Genomic DNA, 874 nt, shown 5'->3' with positions numbered 1-874 from the left:
CTAAAAGCTGTCACGTAACTCGTCCATGAAATGGGTGATGCCGACTGGCCGCCGGTTGGTGTGTGTCAGCCGGTGGCGGCGAGGTTGTGCAGGTAGGCGATCCCGGCCGCAGTGTCGTGGAGGGTGCGGGCTTTGCGGCGGTGGTCGCGCAGGATCTTCCAGTTCTTCATTCGGGCCAGGGCGTGCTCGACACGGGCGCGGACGCTGCGGTGCACGGCGTTGAGGTCTTCCTGCCAGGCCTCCAACTCGCTGCCGTCGCGGGGCTTGCGGTAGGGGATGATCACACCCGGGTTTCCCTGGTAGGCGCCATCGGCCATCACATGTCCGCCGGCCAGGGCTCGGTCGATGCCTGAGTCACGGTAGGCCTGGCAGTCGTTGCGGTTGCCGGGTAGCGGGTCGCCGACGGCGGTGACCAGGCGGGTGTTGGCGTCGATGGCGATCTGCACGTTCGCCGAGTACCGATAGTTCTTGCTGCGTGCGGCCAGGCTGCGGTCCCGCAACGGCACCAGCGTGCCGTCCACGATGCACACCTCATCAGGGCCGCGGCGGCGGACCGGGGCCAGTGCCAGCAGCGCCGAGAGGGTGTCCACGACGCGATGCGCGGCGGCGTGCGAGATGCCGAACAGTGGGCCGACCTGCCGCAGGGTCAGGTTGGTGCGCCAGTACACCGCCACCAGCAGCACCCGGTCGGCCAGCGGCAACGCCCACTGGCGTCCCGGCCGCCCATCGGCGATCTGCGCACCGCCCCGCTCGGCCACCACCCCTACGAGCTTGCGGAACTGCCGTGGCGACAGCCCGGTGAACGGGCCGATCCACTCCTGCCGAGCCGCCGTGATCACCTGACCCACACAAGATCATCGACCAGAGACGACCT

At 68.9% G+C, this 874-nt stretch carries 1 protein-coding gene; it reads right to left on the bottom strand.

Going from position 1 to position 874, the window contains the following annotated elements; genetic code table 11:
* Positions 1 to 65: 65 nt before the first annotated feature.
* The gene (locus tag ETD83_RS42040) at positions 66 to 848 is read right to left on the bottom strand and encodes a transposase family protein (protein ID WP_138650798.1); all 783 of its coding nucleotides are present in this window, start codon (positions 846 to 848) and stop codon (positions 66 to 68) included.
* Between the last annotated feature and the right edge of the window lie 26 nt (positions 849 to 874).

The sequence above is a fragment of the Actinomadura soli genome (assembly GCF_005889715.1).
GTDB lineage: Bacteria > Actinomycetota > Actinomycetes > Streptosporangiales > Streptosporangiaceae > Spirillospora > Spirillospora soli.
The sequence above is the reverse complement of the archived record's forward strand: the minus strand, read 5'-3'. Positions and strand labels throughout refer to the sequence as shown.